This is a genomic window from Bradyrhizobium sp. 44, from assembly GCF_023073095.1.
In the GTDB taxonomy this organism is placed as follows: Bacteria; Pseudomonadota; Alphaproteobacteria; order Rhizobiales; family Xanthobacteraceae; genus Bradyrhizobium.
Genome location: NZ_JADPIY010000010.1, coordinates 1 through 16,047, shown reverse-complemented (window position 1 = coordinate 16,047; position 16,047 = coordinate 1). Strand labels below are relative to the sequence as shown.

Sequence of the window (16,047 nt, the reverse complement as noted above, 5' to 3'; positions counted from 1 at the left end):
GACTCGACCTCCGCGTCTCGGCGGAGGAACTCAATTGGGGCAGAAGTGGTGATCGATGTCGATAGACAAAAGGTAGGTATCAACCGAGTGACCGCCGGCTAAGTGGGCGGCGCACCATTGAAATTTTCTATCGATCGATTGGCCTTCTCAATCAAGAACACGATACGCGCGTCGTTGCGCTCGGTGATCTCCACCGTGTCGCCGGTCTCTCGGATCAGGTTCGGAATGTCAATCACCGACAGGGGATCGGTGCAGTACACTTCGAGCTGATCGCCCGGCTGCAACGGCTTCAGCGCTTTGCGCGTCTTCAGGGCGGGCAGCGGGCATTTCAATCCGGTGAGATCGAGCGTCGTTCTGGTCATCGGCGCAACATGGCGCGAGGGGTCGATGGCGTCAACGCTTGGACAGCGCCAACATAGCACTCAGACTCAGAGCAAATCGGCATAGGACAAGAAACCCACGCTCTGCCCCGGCTCGACACGCGTAACCTCCTCATCGAGCTCGATGAGGCCGTCGGTGTCGACCAGAGAGGATAACAGCCCCGCGCCCTCGCGTGGAAACTTGATTGCCTCGAGTGCGCCGTCCTGCATGCGCCGCAAGGAGGCGCGAACATACTCGCGACGACCCGCCTTCTTCTTGTAGGTGAACGCCGCGCGCACCGGGATCGGCAACGGCGGCGCCTGCAGGCTGCCCGCAAGCGCCAGCACCGTCGGCCGCACCACATGCACGAAGGTGACGAAACTCGCGACGGGATTGCCCGGCAATCCGATCAGCGGCGTGCCCTCGATGATGCCCATCGCCACGGGCCGTCCCGGCTTGATCGCCATCCGCCACAACACCAGCGAGCCGATGCTCTCGACTGCCGCCTTGACGTGATCCTCTTCCCCGGTCGATACGCCGCCGGTGGTGAGAATCAGATCGTGCGTGCCGGCGACTTGCTTGAGGCCATTCGCAAGCGAGATACGTTCGTCGCGCAAAATGCCGAGATCGCTGACGTCGCAGCCGAGCCGGCGCAGCATCGCCATCAGCATGAAGCGGTTGGAGTCGAACAGCTGCGAGGCCGCGCGCGGCTCGCCGGGCGAGGCCAGTTCGTCACCGGTCGAGAACACCGCGACACGGATGCGCCTGACGACGTCGAGCCTGACCAGGCCGAACGCCGCCGCGAGCGCGACATGCTGCGGCAGCAAGCGCTGGCCTGCGCGCAGCGCAATGTGGCCCTGGGGAATGTCCTCTCCCGCAGGGCGGACATTCGCACCCGGCTTCAGCCCCGGCGGCAGCACAATTCGGCCGGCATCGTCGACGCGGACGTCTTCCTGCATGAAGACGGTTTCGGCATCCGGCGGCATCGGCGCGCCGGTGAAGATGCGCGCGGTGCGGCCGGCCTTGATCGGCGCCAGTGCCAGACCGCCGGCCTGGATGCGGCCGTCGAGCGGGAGTGCCCGCTCGGCGCTATCAGGAAGATCTGCGTTGCGCACGGCGTAGCCGTCAACAGCGGAATTGGTGAAGGGCGGCAACGGCAGCGGCGCCGCGATATCTCGAGCCAGCACGCGCCCATCGGCATCGATGAGCGCCACGGCTTCGAGATCGACAATCGCGTTGACGCGCGTCGTGATGAGACCAACGGCCTCGTCGACCGACATCATCGGTCCGCCGAAGGCAAAACAATCGTCCGACAGTTGCGCCATGGTGCCTCGTCAGCGCATCGCGGCGCTTTTCGCGACCGCTTCCTCGACCGGCATCGCCGCGCGCAGCAGCAATTCCGCGGCCGCGGCGATATCGTCGAGATGGACGGTCGGCAGTCGGGTTTCAATGGCGACATCGGCCGCGATCCCGAAAATTCCGGGATCATCGGGAAACAGCAACGGCTTGTCGTTGGCGGCGCGATGCACCTCGATCTTGCGATGCGGCTCGCGCTTGAAACCCTCGACAACGACGAGATCGACGGCCGACAATTTGCTCAACAGTTCCGGCAGACGCGGCTCCGCCGCTCCGCGCAATTCGTGCATCAGCGCCCAGCGATTTGACGAAGCAACCAGCACCTCGGCCGCGCCGGCCTCGCGATGGCGCCAGGAATCCTTGCCGGGCACGTCGACGTCGAACTGGTGATGCGCATGCTTGATGACAGAGACGCGCAAGCCAAGCGCATGGAAATGCGGGATCAGCCGCGTCAACAACGTGGTCTTGCCCGCACCGCTCCAGCCTGCAAGGCCGATGACTTTCATTCCAGCTCCGTCTCCGCGAGCGACCCGGTCCTTGATGGAACCACCCTCTCCTCCGTCATTGCGAGCGCAGCGAAGCAATCCAGGAATGCATCCACGGCGGCAGCCTTGATTGCTTCGCTTCGCTCGCAATGACGAATAGGCGGCATTTCGTTCTCTCGCTAGCATGCTTATATCGGCTTGACCCGAATGTCATGCTAACGTCGCGGCCATGATGAAAATCGACAAAGCCCCAACGCCCCTGATCGTCCCTGACACGGACGACCCGCGTCTCACCGAGAGCGTGACCGGGACCGACCAGTCCGGCGCCAGGATCGAGATCAAGGTGCCGGTGGAGCGCCCCCTGACGCTCTACCTGAATTCGCAGGAGATCGTCACCATGATGACGATCGGCGACTATCCGGAGTATCTGGCGCTGGGCTATTTGCTCAACCAGAATATGCTGAAGTATAATGACGCGGTCACCGAGGTCGAATACGACGACGACCTGCAGGTGGTGGTGGTGCGCACCGAGCACCACACCAATTTCGAAGCCAAGCTGAAGAAGCGCACGCAGACATCGGGCTGCGCGCAGGGCACCGCCTTCGGCGATCTGCTGGAGGCGGTCGAGAGCGTCGCGTTGCCGAAGGCGGAGCTGCGTACCTCCTGGCTCTACCAGATGACCCAGACCATCAACACCATGCCCTCGCTCTATCTGGAGGCCGGCGCGATCCACGGCTGCGTGCTGTGCAGAGAGGGCGAGCCGCTCTGCTACACCGAGGATGTCGGCCGTCACAACGCCGTCGACAAGATCGCAGGCTGGATGTACCGCCACGGCGTCGATGCATCCGACAAGATCCTTTATACCACCGGACGGCTCACCTCCGAGATGGTGATCAAGACTGTCCGCATGGGAATTCCGATTTTGGTGTCGCGCTCCGGCTTCACCGCCTGGGGCGTCGATCTCGCCCGGCAGGTGGGCTTGACCCTGGTCGGCCGCGCACGCGGCAAACGGTTCATCGCGTTGTCGGGGGCAGAGCGCATCGTCTACGACCAGAACCTCGCTTATGTCGAGGAGGAATCGGCCAAGCACAAGCGCAAGGGTGAAAGTGGTGACGATTAGCTTTCCGACCACGCAAGGCGTGCTGCTCGCCGGCGGCCTCGCGCGGCGCATGGGCGGCGGCGACAAGCCGATGCGCACCATCGCCGGCCGCACCATCCTGGAACGCGTAATCGCACGCCTGAAGCCGCAATGCAGCGGCCTGATCCTCAATGCCAACGGCGATCCCGACCGCTTCGCTCCGTTCGGTTTGCAGGTCGTTGCCGACGACGTGCCCGGCTTTCCCGGTCCGCTCGCCGGCATCCTTGCCGCGCTCGACTGGACCGCGGCGAACCGGCCTGAGGTGGAATGGGTGCTCAGTGCCGCCGGCGACTGTCCGTTCCTGCCGCGAAATTTGATCGCGCGCTTGCATGAAGAACGCATCGCGGCGAATGCCGAGCTCGCCGTTGCGGCGTCAGGTGGCCAGTCGCATCCGGTGATCGGCTTGTGGCGGGTTGGCTTGCGCGACGAACTGCGTCACGCGCTGGTGGTCGAGGATCTCCGCAAGATTGACCGCTGGACCGCACGCTATCCGCTCGCGACGGTGACGTGGCCGACGGAGCCGCTCGATCCGTTCTTCAATGCCAACACGGTCGAGGATATCGCGGAAGCCGAGCGGCTGGCCGCACTGGATGCGGCGTCCTAACCAAGCTCTACGCCGGCCGGAATCCGGCCCGCTCCAGCGCGGCGCGCGCTTCGTCCGAACCGAGTGCGGCGAGAAAGGCCTGTACCGCAGGACGCTGCTTGCGCGCCGTCACCAACGCGAAGTCATAATGTTCCTCCGCGAGCGGAATGAAACCGAGGCCGACCGCATGGGCGACCGGCGCAATGGTCACGCCCCAGTCGACGCGGTGCTGTGCGACCGCCGCGGCCACCGCGTTGTGCGAGCGTGGCTGGTTCCAGTAGCCTTCCGGGCGCGCGCCACCGAGCAACCGCTCGATCAGGATGCGCGTGCCGGCGCCCTGGTTGCGGTTGACCATGATGCAGGAGGAATCAGCGAGCGCCGCGACGACGGCGTCCTTCGCGCTGTGGCCTTCGAAACGCTTGTCGCCCTTGCGAAACACGATGCCCTGCATCCGCCGCCAGCCTGGCACGAGCTCGAGCCCTTCGACGAGGTAAGGCGTATTGTAAGTCTCGCTCTTGTCGTCGAACAGATGGATCGGCGCCAGATCGCATTCGCCGCGCCGTGCCGCCGCAAGTCCGCCGAGACTGCCGACCGCGATCGAGCGCACGGTCAGGCCGGCATGCGCAAGTTGCGCCGTGACGAGATCGAGGCCGGTGCAATGGCTGCCGACGATCACGAGATCGGGCACCCGCACATGCGGCGTGAAAAGCGTCACTTCGGCTTCGCTCCCGGCCGGCATCTGGTCGGCGAGCGCGTCGATGCGCAGAAAGCCGTCGGCCTGCGCGAACGACGTGATCGCACCGGACCCCTTGCCGGAGGGATAGGCGATCAAGCCGTCCTTGCCATCTACCAGCGAGACCATGACGAATTCGGTGCGGCCGAGCTCGGAAGCAATGCGCACTGGCACGGTCGCGTTGACCCTGGCATCGGAGCGCGGCGGCAGTCCGGCCATTTTGCGCAGCACCGGCACGATCATGTCGTGAAAGGTGAACATCGCCGAGGTCGGAAAACCCGGCAGGATCACGACCGGCTTGCCGTCGCACACCGCAAGGCACAGCGGCTTGCCGGGCTTGAGCGCAATGCCATGCGCGATGATGCCGGGCTGGCCGAGCCGGCCGATAATGCGATGAGAGAGATCGCCTGCGCCTTTCGACGTGCCGCCGGAGAGCACCAGCAAGTCGGCGTCCGCCAGCGCACGCCGCATGGCGGCTTCGAGCTGAGCGTCGTCGTCGGGAATGGCGCCGAGGAAAACCGCCTCACCGCCGTTCTCGTCGATCGCAGCAGTGACGATCGCGCCATTGGTATCGTAGATCGCAGCGGGCGCGAGCACCTCGCCGGGCTGAACCAGTTCGTCGCCGGTGGAGATCACGGCAACACGAGGTTTGCGCATGACGCTCACCTCGGCAATGCCGCAAGCCGCCAGCATGCCGACCTCGCGCGAGCCGATAATTGTGCCGGTGCGTAGCAGCGCCTCTCCGCGCGCGATATCGGATCCTGCGTAGGATATGAATTGCCCGGGCGAGGCCGCGCGACGGACGTCGATCGCACCCGATCCCGCCGGCTGGGTATGCTCGACCATGACCACGGCATCGGCACCGCGCGGCAGCGGACCGCCGGTGGCAATCGGCGTTGCCGTTCCCGCCGCCACTTGCAGCGCCGGGACGGTGCCGCAGTGAATAGTCTCGCCATTCAACCCGAGGCGAACCGGCGCGCCTTCGCCGGCTGTCGCAAGGTCCGCCGAGCGCAGCGCAAAGCCGTCGACATTGGAACGGTCGAACGGCGGCACGTCGATCGGCGCAGTGATGTCTTCAGCGAGCGACGCACCGAGCGCAGCACCGAGTTTGCGCGTTTCGCTTAAAAGAGCGCGCGGGAACAGCGCGGCCTCGAAGCGAGCCAGGGCCTCCTCGCGGGAAAGGATTTTGAGGAACTGTTCCTGTTCGAGCGCGCTGCGGACTTGCGATTGCGGGATCATGGTCATGCTGAACCCATATCATTCCCACATCAGATAGGCATCGACAGGCGCGCCCGCTGCAAATCCCTCGTGACTGGCGGGAACAAGCAGCCATGCATCCGCGCGGGCGATTGCCTGGAGCGGCCATTCTCCTACCGCAAGCGGCACCCACGCATGATGTTCCTCGGCCAGCAGGACCATTTCGGCGATGCCGACGCTGGATGCAATTTTTCGCGCGAGCGGCAAGGCAATCCGTCGGCGCGGCAGCCGCGCGGACAGCCGGTCGACGAGGGGCAGCACGAGCGCGAGCCAGACCGCAAGCGCATGATCCGGCGATCCGGGCAAGGCGACGACAGGAATGGCTCCGAGCCGCCCGATCGCGGCGGTGCGTCCGGGCTGGAGCGCAAGACCATGGGCGATCACATCACCACGCTGGGCCAGCGCCGTAACCGCTGCATCCTTGCGACCGACACCGCTGCCGCCGATCGTCAGCAGGAGATCGCAGGTGGGCGCCCCGAACGCCTCCGCGATCGATCCCGCGTCTCGCGCGCCGGCCTCGCTCGTTTGCACATCCAGTCCTGCGGCGCGTGCGATGTCCGCGATCAAATGCATGGTCACCGTTGCACCTGATCCATTGACAATGCGCAGTCGCGGGCGGCGCACGCTCAGCCGGTCCAGTCCGGCGGCACGCGCGAGCAACAGAGCGGCAGGACCAAGCGGATTCCCCTCTGCCGCGGCAGGCGTTCGTCCGTCGATGTCGCTTCCAGCGCGCCTGGCGCCCTGCCCCGGCACGCCCTCCGCCAACACCTGGGCGAGCAGACCAGACACCTCGACCGCGTCAGCATCGAGCACACAGTCGCATCCCGCCGGCATTGCGTCGCCGGCTTCGACCCAGGCCGGCGCTGTTGCGAGAGGCAGCGGTGAATAGGAGGACGCGCCGACCAGATCATTGGCGCATAACGCCCAGCCGTCCGCGGCGGCGAGGTCACAAGACGGCCGGGCCGCGAGCAGCGGATTGCCCGCCGCGATGCAGCCGGCCGCTTCAATCAGCTGCAACTCCATCGGCGCGAGCGGATCAAGCCCTGTCAGCAACGCGGCGAGCGCGGTGTCGAGCGGCGTCAGCGATGGCGGCAGGCGCTGGGTCATGCGCCATGATGGATCATGCATCGCCCGGTTTGGCAACCGCTCGCGATACGAACGTCAGCCGCCCGACTTGTCCGCATTGGGGAAGAACAGCTGCTGTCCGTCGACCTTGTATCCGGCGATCGCCGCCTGTCCGTCGGGCGAGATCAGCCAGTCGACGAAGTCCTGCCCCAACTCCTTCTTCACGTTCGGAAACTTCAAAGGGTTCACCAGCATCACGCCGTACTGATTGAGCAGCCGCTTGTCGCCTTCGACGACGATGTCGAGATCGCCGCGCTCCCGAAAAGCGATCCAGCTGCCGCGGTCGGACAGCACATAGGCGTTCGCCACGCGCGCTGCATCGAGGGCGGAAGCCATGTCCTGCTTGGCCTCGCGGTACCAGGCACCCTGGGTGCGGGCGATGTCGATGCCGGCGACGATCCAGAGCGCGAGCTCCGCGGCATGCGTGCCCGAGCGGTCGCCGCGCGTCATGAACGGCGCGCCCTTGGCCTCGATCGCCTTCAGCGCGGTCGCGATGTCCTTGCCCTTGACGCCGGCGGGATCGCTCTTCGGCCCGATCAGCACATAGTCGTTGTACATCACGTCGAAGCGCTTCGCGGCAAAACCGTCGGCCACGAATTTCTCCTCCTGCGGCCGCGCATGCATCAGCACGACGTCGACTTCGCCCCTTCGCGCCCCCTCGAGCACCTCGTCGGCGCGCCGCGCGATCACGGTCACGTCGATGCCGGTCTTGTCACGGAAGATCGGCAGCAGGTAATCGAGCAGGCCGGACTCCTGCGTCGCTGTGGTCGTGGCCAGCACGATCTCGCGTTCCTCCGCGAATGACGCCGCAACGCCTGCGGCAAGGCCGCAGAGAAGCGCGAGTGCAACGGAGAGGCGGCGGACGGCCATGTTCGGGTTCCCACTGGCTATGACGCGCTCATGATGATGATCGATTGCGCCGCACTCGTGACGCGTTTGCTCGTTGCAGCGTCGGATGCGGACAACAACAGATAGAGCGCGGGTCAAACCACTACCGGCGACAGACTTTACCCTTCGCGTCGGGCGCCGACGACTCGGGAAATTTCGGCAACGCGCGGAGCGGCACGCCAATTGCTGTTGCGCGCGACAGCCGCAAGATCCGTTCCGCGCGAGCGATTCAGGATCGTTCACCAAAGCAGAGATCGCGCGTGGGATGTGTTGCAAAGCAGCGAGATGATCGGGCATGGTCGTGGCGGACAAAACTGGAAATGCAGAATTCCACCTGCGTCGAACTCCAAAAAGAAGCAAGAATTTGCATAGGAATGCAGGATGGAATTCCTGACGACCAGCGAAGCCGCCGACTATCTTCGGCTCGGCGAACGCAAGCTTTACGAACTCGTCACCACCGGCGCGATCCCATGCACCAAGGTGACCGGAAAGTGGCTCTTCCCGCGGCACGAGCTCGACCTCTGGGTGCTGTCCGGACTGGCGCGCCCGGCCGGCATGCTGATTGCGGAGCCGCCGCCGGTCGTCGGCGGCAGCCAGGACGAGCTGCTGGATTGGGGTCTGCGCGAATCCGGCTCGGGCCTGGGATCGATGAGCGAGGGCAGCGCGCGCGGGCTCGAGCGCTTGCAGCGCGACGAGGTGATGGCCGTGGCGATGCACTTCCACAGCCTCGATACCGACGGCAATCTCGCCGCCGACGCCAATGCAACCGTCCTGCGCGACGCTCCGGACCTGCATGATGCATTGCTGGTCGCGTTCGTGCGTCGCGAGCAGGGTCTCGTGCTGCCGCCGGGCAATCCCAAGCGGCTGCGCGGCCTTTCCGACGTGCTCGCGCTCGGGGCCAAGGTGGCGATGCGCCAACAAGGCACGGGCGCGCAGATGCTGCTCGACGTGCTGCTCAAGCGCGCCGGCGCCTCGACGCGCGATTTGCGCCGGATCGAGACGCCCGCCCTGACCGGGCCGGATCTCGCCGAGATCGTCCGCGCGGGACAAGCCGATTGCGGAATCGCGACGCGTGCGTCGGCGCGCTCGGCCGGCCTCGATTTCGTGCCGCTGGTCTGGGAGAATTTCGATCTCGCGATGCGGCAGCGCAGCTATTTCCGCCCCGCCATGCAGGGCCTGATCCGGTTCCTCAGCGAAAAGCGGTTGCTCCAGCGCGCCGGGGAGCTGACCGGCTACGATCCCTCGCCGGCCGGACAAATCCGCTTCGCCGCCTGACGTTGACGCCCGCCCCCAAATAGTTGCAAAAGAAACCAATTCAGCCGGGCCATACCCGGAGGGCACACCGGCCAATGCGCCGGATCAGGGGAGGACAAGCATGAAGCCAACAAGATTTGGACTGCCGGTTGCTGCCGGCTTTGCAGCAACGTTCCTGGCAGCGCTGATGCCGGGCGCTGCGATGGCGCAGGTGTCCGACGACGTCGTCAAGATCGGCGTGCTCACCGACATGAACGGTCCGGCCTCGGCGCCGACCGGCCAGGGCTCGGTGACGGCGGCGCAGATGGCGATCGACGATTTCGGCGGCACCGTGCTCGGCAAGCCGATCAGCATCGTCGTCGGCGACCACCAGCTCAAGGCCGACATCGGCGGCGCGATTGCGCGGCGCTGGTATGACGTCGACCAGGTCGATCTGATCGTCGACGTGCCGGTCTCCGCGGTCGGGCTCGCGGTGCAGAACATGGCCAACGAGAAGAAGCGGCTGTTCATCACCCACTCCACCGGCACCGCGGATTTCCACGGCAAATTCTGCTCGCCCTATGCGATCCAGTGGGTGTTCGACACCCGCGCGCTCGCGGTCGGCACCGCGGACGCCGTGGTCAAGCGCGGCGGCGACAGCTGGTTCTTCATCACCGACGACTATGCCTTCGGCCATTCGCTGGAGCGCGACGCTTCGGCGGTGGTGACCGCCAATGGCGGCAAGGTGCTGGGCTCGGTGAAGCCACCCTTGGCAACGCCCGACCTCTCCTCGTTCGTGCTGCAGGCGCAGTCCTCCAAGGCCAAGATCATCGGCATCGCGGCGGGTCCGCCCAACAACATGAACGAGATCAAGACCGGCTCCGAGTTCGGCGTGTTCAAGGGCGGCCAGCAGATGGCGGCGCTGCTGGCGCTGATCACCGACATCCACGGCCTCGGCCTGCAGGCAGCGCAAGGGCTGTTGCTGACGACCTCGTTCTATTGGGACCTGGACGACAAGACCCGCGAATGGTCGAAGCGCTACTTCGCCAAGATGAACAAGATGCCGTCGATGTGGCAGGCCGGCGTCTATTCGAGCGTGATGCACTATCTCAACGCCATCAAGGAGACCGGCACCGACGATCCGCTCAAGGTCGCAGCCAAGATGCGGGAAAAGCCGATCGAGGATTTCTTCGCCCGCAACGGCAAACTGCGCGAGGACAATCTGATGGTGCACGACCTCTGGCTGGTGCAGGTGAAGACGCCGGAGGAGAGCAAATATCCGTGGGACTATTACAAGATCCTCACGACGATCTCGGGCGACAAGGCGTTCGGCCCGCCGGACCCGGCATGCGCGATGGTGAAGAAGTGATGGGCGACGCAAGCTAGCCGCCACGTCATGGCCGGGCCTGTCCCGGCCATCCACGATCTTTCATGCTGCGCCAAGAACGTGGATGCCCGGGACAAGCCCGGGCATGACGATTGTGGGTACAGCCGCGCCCTACTTCACCACCCCGATCTCGCGAAAATACTTCATCACGCCGGGGTGGATCAGCTCCGGCTTCGGCGCGGCGGCGACCGTGTTTGCGGCCGTGGTCTCGCAGGCCTGTGCGAGCTGCTTGCAGAATGGCGGCTCGACACCGTGAAGCGTCTTCGCCAGGCGATAGGCGATATCGTCGGGCAGATCTTCGCGCGTCAGGACAAAACTCCAGGACCCCAGCGAGGCGATTGGCTCGGACTGGTTCGGATAGCTGCCGGCCGGCACGGTGAGCGGCTTGAGGAACGCGCGCTTGGCGCGGATGCGGGCGATCTCCTCGGCACTGGGCGCGATGAAGCGCGCGCCTGACGCGCTCGAGGCCACCGCTGCAAAGCCGGGCCAGCCGATGCCGGCGCCCCACAGTGCTGCGACGCGGCCATCCTCGACCATCGCGGGGCCGTCGCCGGCGCGGTCGAGGTAGATCGCCTTGAAGTCCTCGTCCTGCTTCAACCCGAGACCATCGAGCACATAGCGGGCCAGGATCGGCAGGCCGGAGCCCTTGGCGCCGAACGCGACGGGCTGACCGACCAGATCGCGGATGGTCTTGTACGGACTGTCCGCGCGCACCACGAACATGCCGGGATTGGAATAGATCGCCGTGAGGATCTTCAACCTTACCGGCGCGCGGCCGATGCCGGCGAAGGCCTCATAGGCCGGCTCGCCCGCGACCAGAGCGAGATCGAGCTCGCCCTTCTCCAAGAGCGGAATGTTCTCGTTGCTGCCCTTGGTGTTGCGCGGGGCGATGATCACTTGCGGATCGGCCGCGTTCATCGCTTGGGCAAAGGCGTTGCCATAGAGCGGAAAGCCGCCGCCAGGCGTCGCGGTGCCCAAGCTGATCGTCAGGCTGGGTGTCGTGGTCGGAATGGCGTTGCCTCCGGTTTGAGCGGCGGCGGGGCTTGAAAGCAGCGCCGCGCCGAGAAGGAAAAGAAAAGCGAATCTCATGGTCGGTCCCGGCGGGGGCGCGTCAACATCGACTTGCGGCGATGTAGGCAGCGCCCCGATTTTGTGAAAGCATGCAGTCCAACGACAATAGAACAATGGGAGGCGTCATGTTGCGAATTTTGCGTAACAGTGTTTTCGGGCTGGTTTTCCTTTCAACGCTGTTGGGCGCCGCACCTCCCGCCTCCGCCGCTTATCCCGACCGCCCCGTGCACTGGATCATCGGCTTCTCCGCCGGCGGCCCGGTCGACATCGTGGCGCGGATCATGGCGCAGTGGCTGTCGGACCGCTTCGGCCAGCAATTCATCGTCGAGAACAAGGCCGGCTCCGGCGGCAACATCGCGGCGGGCGCCGCGATCGCCTCGCCGCCGGACGGCTACACGCTGCTGTTCGTCGCGCCCAACAACGCGATCTCGACCTCGCTGTACAAGAAGCTGCCGTTCGACTTCCTGCGCGACACCGTGCCGGTCGCGAGCATCATGCAGCTCACCAACATGCTGGTCGTCTCCAACGCGTTTCCGGCGAAGACGGTTCAGGAGTTCATCGATTACTGCAAGGCCAATCCAGGCAAGATCTCCTTTGCCTCGTCCGGCAACGGCACCTCGGTGCACATGTCGGCGGAGCTGTTCAAGGTGATGACCAAGTGCGACATGGTGCACGTGCCCTATCGGGGATCTGCGATCGCCTTCCCCGACATCATCTCCAACAAGGTGCAGCTGATCTTCGACAACCTTCCCTCCGCGATGGAGCAGGCCAAGGGCGGCAATGTCCGCGCGCTCGGCGTCACCTCGCCGCAGCGCTGGCCGAGCGTGCCCGACGTGCCCGCCATCGCCGAGACCTTGCCCGGATTCGAATCGGTCGGCTTCTACGGCATCTCCGCGCCGAAGGGCACGCCGCAGGACGTGATCGAAATCCTCAACAAGGCCGTCAACGAGGCGCTGAAGGACCCGAAGCTGGTCGCGCGCCTCACCGAGACCGGCGGCATCCCCAAGCCGATGACGCCGGCCGAGTTCGGCAAGCTGGTCACCGACGAGACCGAGAAGTGGCGCAAGGTGGTGGAGTTCGCCGGGGTGTCGGTGGACTAGCGCCGGGGAACTGCCGCCAGCCTGCAGCGCGCCAACGCGACATCGGAGGGGATCGGAAGACCCCTCCCAACAAAATGTGCGAAAACAACCCCATGCACAGTAGAAAGATCTAGCGATCACAAGGGGTTACAGAATCGAAAACCGAACCACCTGGCGCGATTGCCAGAGGGCGGGGGCGAAGGCTCGGCGAGGTGGCCTTGCGCCGGCGGGCAAAACAGGACTATAATGGCATCATCGCAAATTTCGGTTATTCGAAAATCCCAAGCCTTGCCGCACCGGCGTTTCCATCCGCCCGAGCCAGCATTGCACCCCCGCCTCCGTCCCTGTAAACGAACCGCGCACCGTTGCCGGCAGCAGCTTTCGCGGCCGTCTCGCGGCGGGGCCTGTAGCTCAATGGTTAGAGCCGGCCGCTCATAACGGTCTGGTTGCAGGTTCGAGTCCTGCCGGGCCCACCATAGCACTATTTCGCTTTTGATATTTCATATTAATTTGCTCCATTTGTCCCACCGGCGGGTTTCCGTCCCCTTAGTGAGACACTTTTCTGCTTTCGATGTTCGTCCAATCGAGTGAACGCGTTGTCGATCATGATGCGCTTCCTGGCTCCGCGGATGTAGATCTCAGCGGTCTCTAATTTCGACCAGCCGAATAGAGCACAGAGCTCTGGCGCGGTTGCGCCGCTCTCCGCCATGGCTAGGGCACTGGCCTTCCGTAACCCGTGTGAACTACACCTTGGCAGTCCCGCAGCGTCGCACCACTCTCTCATTTTGTTGCCAAAGCCGGCGATGGTGAACGGGCGAGCGTGGTCATTCACCAAATAACTGAGATCACCTGTCGGAGTTTGATCAAGTGCAGTTCTCAGCTCTCTGGTAAATCGGGCAACGATCAATTTGCGTGTTTTCTCCTTGTTGCGCCCCTTCCAAGACACAAACTCAAGATACTCGCCAGATTCATGTTGACGCCCAATCCGGCACGCATCGGAACGTCGAGCCCCTATGTTCAGCATAATCTCGAGCGCCAAACGCGCCTTCGTTCCCATCGTATGATGCAATCGGTAAGTGCTGATCTCAGATGACGTCCAGGTGTGAAATCCTGCCGTCTCATTTATCTTCTTGACTCCGATGGCCGGATTTGGCTTCGCAAAGCGCTTCTCTATGGCTCAACCGAAGAGCGAGCGGAGATATTTGACGAGCTTGTCAGCAGCACCCGGAGTAGATGAACGCTTATCACGACTACGTTCTACATCCTCCTTTCGAAGGGCAGCGAACGGTACCCCAGCCGACCAGCGCCGCAGCCCGGTTGATTGTTGGGCGGACTTTTTCAGTGGGCAGTCGGTGCTTGAGCCCTATCAAACCGCCTGCCAATGGCTCCCAAGCACGTGGCGTAACCGAAAACTCTCGCCAAATCGTCTCATATCGCTTGGCGGTGGCAACCCGGAATCCCAGCAGCGCAGGCCCGATCAACAGCAGCCACCATGACGCAGCTTTGTGGTTCGGCGTTGCGGTTCAAGACGGGGCCATTTGGCCCTGGTCGCATCGAGCATTGTCGAGAGCGCCGGGTGCCAGCCGGCTGCCAAACAGGCGGAGAAGGTTCGACCCCAGCTCCTCTCCCTCCGCCAACCACCCGGCAGGAGCCACACGCTGCACCTATTGGAAGGGATGATTTTGCAGCTGTACGAAGATACAGAGGAGAAGAAGACCGTGATCGCCCAGCAGTCTGCGGAAAAATCTGCTTCAGAGATACAACCAGTTGTCGCTGCGACTGCTCCAGCGGTTGCCGAGCAGCCCCCCGAGACAAAATCACAGGATCAGCCGCAATCCGGCGAGAGCTTACAGGCTGCACCCGCTGAAGGTCAGACATGAAGAAGACTAGCACCGCACCTCCAACTCCTTCGGTGGAGCATTGACCTTGCCCCCAGGTTTTATCCAGTTCTGAGTTCGTCCTTGCCCGCTGGATTTGCCGTGTTGGGCGGTGGGAGCGACGGGAGCTGGCGCGGAGCCTTCGGCATAGCGCAGCGCCAGATCCCGGCGCGGGTGACAGGTCATGGCGAACCCGGACGGGGTTCTCCATCCGGGCTGCGAGTGGGGTCGCGTATCGTTGTAGTCGGCCCGCCAGCATCCAAGCGCGACGCGGGCTTGGGCCAATGACGTGAACAGCGTCTCGTTCAAAAACTCATCCCGCAGCCGACCGTGAAGCTCTCGATGAAGGCGTTCTGCATGGGTTTGCCCGGCGCGATGTAGTGCCACGCGACACGGCTCTGGTCGGCCCATGCGAGAATGGCGTTGCTGGTGAGCTCGCTGCCGTTGTCGCTGACCACCATGCTGGGCTTGCCACGCTCGATCATCAGCCGGTCCAGTTCCCGCGCCACGCGGGTGCCGGAGAGCGAGGTGTCGGCCACCAGCGCCAGGCACTCGCGGGTACAATCATCGACGACGGTCAGGATGCGGAAGCGGCGGCCGCAGGTCAGTTGGTCCGACACAAAATCGAGCGACCACCGGTCGTTCGGCATCATCGGAACAGCATCGGCGCCCGGGTCCCGATCGCCCGCTTGCGGCCACCACGGCGACGCACCGTTAGCTTCTCTTCTCGATAGAGCCGGAAGAGCTTTTTGTGGTTGATCAAATATCCCTCCCGCCTGAGCAGAACATGCAGCCGCCGAGAGCCGAAGCGGCGCCGCTCCTGGGCCATCGCCCGCATGCGCTGGCGAAGGCCGGCATCGTCAGCCTGGGTCGTCCGATATCTCATGGTCATGCGGCAGCAGCCGATGGCTTTACACGCCCGCCGTTCGCTCATCCTATGGGCATCCACCAGATGAGCGACAGCTTTCCGCTTCCCGGCGGGCGTCACCACTTCTTTCCCGGGAGATCTTTCAGCGCCGCATTGTCCAACATGGCGTCTGCCAGAAGCCGCTTCAGCTTCGTGTTCTCGTCTTCCAGCGACCGCAGTCGCTTGGCCTCCGAGACGTCCATTCCGCCGAGCCTGGCCTTCCATTTGTAGATGCTGGCATCGCTGACACCATGCTTGCGGCAGAGATCGGCGACCGGAACCCCGGCTTCGTGCTCCTTCAAAATCCCGATGATCTGTTCTTCCGTAAATCGCTTGCGCTTCATGCTCTGGTCCTCGTCTTGGGCCAGAACGAACTTCAAACTGGATTAAGCCCGAGGGGCAAGGTCAGCATCTGCCGACTATCTTCCGACGAATTCGTAGCGGTGACTACCGCGTCCCCCCCTTCAACGTATCCGTCCGGTGAAGGCCGCCTTGCCGAATAAGGCGTGTTGTTGAGAACTGTCCTTATGGACAGTGATAGGCGCAGTGCCCAAGTCGAACGGCTTGA

The 16,047-nt window shown here is 64.1% G+C and carries 18 protein-coding genes and 1 tRNA gene; 7 read left to right on the top strand and 12 right to left on the bottom strand.

Annotated features, from left to right (window positions below):
* Positions 1 to 98 precede the first annotated feature (98 nt).
* From IVB41_RS09510 to mobB, 3 genes are all read right to left on the bottom strand, one after another.
* Complete coding sequence (locus tag IVB41_RS09510) at positions 99 to 362, bottom strand: sulfurtransferase TusA family protein (protein WP_027567850.1); 264 nt, start codon at positions 360 to 362, stop codon at positions 99 to 101.
* A 66-nt stretch (positions 363 to 428) separates the two neighbouring features.
* Positions 429 to 1,685, bottom strand: coding sequence for a gephyrin-like molybdotransferase Glp (glp, locus tag IVB41_RS09505; protein WP_247430220.1), 1,257 nt, complete (start codon positions 1,683 to 1,685; stop codon positions 429 to 431).
* A 9-nt stretch (positions 1,686 to 1,694) separates the two neighbouring features.
* Complete coding sequence (gene mobB, locus IVB41_RS09500) at positions 1,695 to 2,222, bottom strand: molybdopterin-guanine dinucleotide biosynthesis protein B (protein WP_027567848.1); 528 nt, start codon at positions 2,220 to 2,222, stop codon at positions 1,695 to 1,697.
* Positions 2,223 to 2,430: 208 nt separating this feature from the next.
* On the opposite strand from mobB, the gene fdhD reads away from it, so the two are divergent.
* Positions 2,431 to 3,321 (top strand): formate dehydrogenase accessory sulfurtransferase FdhD, encoded by an 891-nt coding sequence (gene fdhD / locus IVB41_RS09495; protein ID WP_027567847.1) that lies wholly within the window; start codon positions 2,431 to 2,433, stop codon positions 3,319 to 3,321.
* Positions 3,266 to 3,943, top strand: coding sequence for a molybdenum cofactor guanylyltransferase MobA (gene mobA / locus IVB41_RS09490; protein WP_245287785.1), 678 nt, complete (start codon positions 3,266 to 3,268; stop codon positions 3,941 to 3,943). The genes fdhD and mobA overlap by 56 nt, the downstream gene beginning before the upstream one ends.
* Before the next feature lie 7 nt (positions 3,944 to 3,950).
* On the opposite strand, the gene IVB41_RS09485 is transcribed toward mobA, so the two are convergent.
* The 3 genes from IVB41_RS09485 to IVB41_RS09475 are packed head-to-tail and all read right to left on the bottom strand — an operon-like array spanning position 3,951 to position 7,907.
* Positions 3,951 to 5,900, bottom strand: coding sequence for a molybdopterin biosynthesis protein (locus IVB41_RS09485; protein WP_027567845.1), 1,950 nt, complete (start codon positions 5,898 to 5,900; stop codon positions 3,951 to 3,953).
* Positions 5,901 to 5,912: 12 nt separating this feature from the next.
* Positions 5,913 to 7,019: a molybdopterin-binding protein gene (locus tag IVB41_RS09480; RefSeq protein WP_027567844.1), complete on the bottom strand. Its 1,107-nt coding sequence runs from the start codon at positions 7,017 to 7,019 to the stop codon at positions 5,913 to 5,915.
* A 54-nt stretch (positions 7,020 to 7,073) separates the two neighbouring features.
* Complete coding sequence (locus IVB41_RS09475; protein ID WP_027567843.1) at positions 7,074 to 7,907, bottom strand: substrate-binding domain-containing protein; 834 nt, start codon at positions 7,905 to 7,907, stop codon at positions 7,074 to 7,076.
* Positions 7,908 to 8,306: 399 nt separating this feature from the next.
* On the opposite strand from IVB41_RS09475, the gene IVB41_RS09470 reads away from it, so the two are divergent.
* Entirely contained in the window at positions 8,307 to 9,200 is an 894-nt protein-coding gene (locus IVB41_RS09470) for a helix-turn-helix transcriptional regulator (RefSeq protein WP_247430217.1), read from the top strand.
* Positions 9,201 to 9,300: 100 nt separating this feature from the next.
* Positions 9,301 to 10,527: an ABC transporter substrate-binding protein gene (locus IVB41_RS09465; protein ID WP_027567841.1), complete on the top strand. Its 1,227-nt coding sequence runs from the start codon at positions 9,301 to 9,303 to the stop codon at positions 10,525 to 10,527.
* Between the two features lie 129 nt (positions 10,528 to 10,656).
* On the opposite strand, the gene IVB41_RS09460 is transcribed toward IVB41_RS09465, so the two are convergent.
* A complete protein-coding gene (locus IVB41_RS09460) occupies positions 10,657 to 11,634 on the bottom strand; it encodes a TAXI family TRAP transporter solute-binding subunit (protein ID WP_027567840.1) in 978 nt (325 codons plus the stop codon).
* Between the two features lie 107 nt (positions 11,635 to 11,741).
* Between IVB41_RS09460 and IVB41_RS09455 the strand changes: the two genes are divergently transcribed.
* Both IVB41_RS09455 and IVB41_RS09450 read left to right on the top strand, forming a co-directional pair.
* Complete coding sequence (locus IVB41_RS09455; RefSeq protein WP_035961474.1) at positions 11,742 to 12,716, top strand: tripartite tricarboxylate transporter substrate binding protein; 975 nt, start codon at positions 11,742 to 11,744, stop codon at positions 12,714 to 12,716.
* 379 nt (positions 12,717 to 13,095) lie between these two features.
* Positions 13,096 to 13,171, top strand: a tRNA-Ile gene (locus IVB41_RS09450).
* A 29-nt stretch (positions 13,172 to 13,200) separates the two neighbouring features.
* Here IVB41_RS09450 and IVB41_RS09445 read toward each other — a convergent pair.
* Positions 13,201 to 13,752: a tyrosine-type recombinase/integrase gene (locus IVB41_RS09445; protein ID WP_407062481.1), complete on the bottom strand. Its 552-nt coding sequence runs from the start codon at positions 13,750 to 13,752 to the stop codon at positions 13,201 to 13,203.
* A 619-nt stretch (positions 13,753 to 14,371) separates the two neighbouring features.
* Between IVB41_RS09445 and IVB41_RS09440 the strand changes: the two genes are divergently transcribed.
* A complete protein-coding gene (locus tag IVB41_RS09440; protein WP_155809736.1) occupies positions 14,372 to 14,575 on the top strand; it encodes a hypothetical protein in 204 nt (67 codons plus the stop codon).
* Positions 14,576 to 14,581: 6 nt separating this feature from the next.
* Here IVB41_RS09440 and IVB41_RS35880 read toward each other — a convergent pair whose 3' ends face one another.
* Genes IVB41_RS35880 through IVB41_RS35865 form a run of 4 tightly spaced genes read right to left on the bottom strand, consistent with a single transcriptional unit; the run spans position 14,582 to position 15,823 of the window.
* On the bottom strand, positions 14,582 to 14,983 hold the full coding sequence (locus IVB41_RS35880; protein WP_407062480.1) for a transposase: 402 nt from the start codon (positions 14,981 to 14,983) through the stop codon (positions 14,582 to 14,584).
* Complete coding sequence (locus tag IVB41_RS35875) at positions 14,878 to 15,225, bottom strand: DDE-type integrase/transposase/recombinase (RefSeq protein ID WP_407062479.1); 348 nt, start codon at positions 15,223 to 15,225, stop codon at positions 14,878 to 14,880. The genes IVB41_RS35880 and IVB41_RS35875 overlap by 106 nt, the downstream gene beginning before the upstream one ends.
* Entirely contained in the window at positions 15,222 to 15,506 is a 285-nt protein-coding gene (locus tag IVB41_RS35870) for an IS3 family transposase (protein ID WP_407062478.1), read from the bottom strand. The genes IVB41_RS35875 and IVB41_RS35870 overlap by 4 nt, the downstream gene beginning before the upstream one ends.
* A 50-nt stretch (positions 15,507 to 15,556) precedes the next feature.
* Positions 15,557 to 15,823 carry a transposase gene (locus IVB41_RS35865; protein ID WP_407062477.1) on the bottom strand — a complete coding sequence of 89 codons (267 nt, stop codon included), beginning with the start codon at positions 15,821 to 15,823 and terminating at the stop codon, positions 15,557 to 15,559.
* Positions 15,824 to 16,047 lie beyond the last annotated feature (224 nt).